Below are 1280 nucleotides of genomic sequence, written 5' to 3'. Positions count from 1 at the left end.
GTATTACGTCAATGTTTGTCATTATTACCCACTAAAGATTTAGCTTGTCCAATCTTAAACTACGGTACGAAAAAGCTATCTATAGAAGCACTTGTAAAGATTTTTGTGATAGCTCAACTGGATCATTGGAAATCTTATCCTGAGTTCGATATCAAGATGCGGGCCTATAAAGATTTGATGGAGTGTATCGATTTAGAAAGTATCAGCAGTTCTCAATTAAGTAGAAGAATTAATGAGTTAGACACAGCTATACTACAGAATCTTTTCCTTAAGGTCGTTCAAATGCTTGAGCAGCGTACGAAAAGCTTTGTCGGTCTTCCTCCGAACATTGGAAGACTCCGCATCGTTGATGCGACTCATATTAAACTTCCACCTACTTTATCTAATTGGGCTTACGTATCGAAAAACAGCACTATGGTTAAGATGCATACGCGTTTAGTTGTCGCATCCGAGGATATTAGTTTCCCAGATAAAATAGTACCTTCCAATGGTAGGGTTACAGACCATGAAGGTGGGGATTTATTAATAGAGACTTCTGATGCAACGTATGTGATGGATCGAGGGTATATGGATCTTTATCGAATGAACGAATGGATAAAAGAAAATATAAAATTCGTCGTTAGATTAAGAAAGGATGTCACCGCAAGCATTTTAGAAGAATACGAGGTACCGGAAGGTACTACTATTCAAAGAGATGCAAAAGTAATACTTGGTGAAACAGGTAAAATGAAACCAGTCAGACTTGTTCAATTTCTTGACGAAGAGGGAACCATTTTCAGAGTCGCAACGACAAGATGGGATTTAGAATCAACGGAAGTTGCAGAAATTTATAAAAATCGGTGGATTATTGAACTGTTCTTTAAATGGATTAAACAATCCTTACGATTTGTTAAGATCTGGAGTACAAAACCCCAGGGAATTTGGAATCAGATGTTTATTGCGATGATTGCCTATATTCTTACCCTCATAGTAAAATTGGAAGCTAATTCAAAGAAAAAACCATTATCCATTCTTACTCATATAAGGACTTACTTAAATCGATCATGGGAAGAATTCGTAATGGCACTAGACTATAAACCTAAAAGGACGTCGAAGGGTAGACAAAAGATACCAGAAAAACCAAAGAAAGAAATAATTTATGGGAATGTTGCACTAGTCAATTTAGAAAAAAAGAAACGCGATAGAAGGAAGATAAAGTAAATACAAAAAAATAATATATGTAAAAAAATGGGAACAAACAACAATTTATTAAAGTTTGTCGTTTTGTCCCCAAAACTTAA

General features: G+C 35.3%; 1 protein-coding gene. It reads left to right on the top strand.

Features of this window, described 5'->3' with window-relative positions; translation table 11 throughout:
- On the top strand, window positions 1-1200 hold a 1200-nt coding region (locus tag P9E47_RS22700), incomplete at its 5' end, for an IS4 family transposase (protein WP_326165143.1).
- Between the last annotated feature and the right edge of the window lie 80 nt (window positions 1201-1280).

Source organism: Schinkia azotoformans, assembly GCF_035811335.1.
GTDB lineage: Bacteria > Bacillota > Bacilli > Bacillales > Bacillaceae_J > Schinkia > Schinkia azotoformans.
This window is presented reverse-complemented; position numbering and strand designations above follow the sequence as displayed.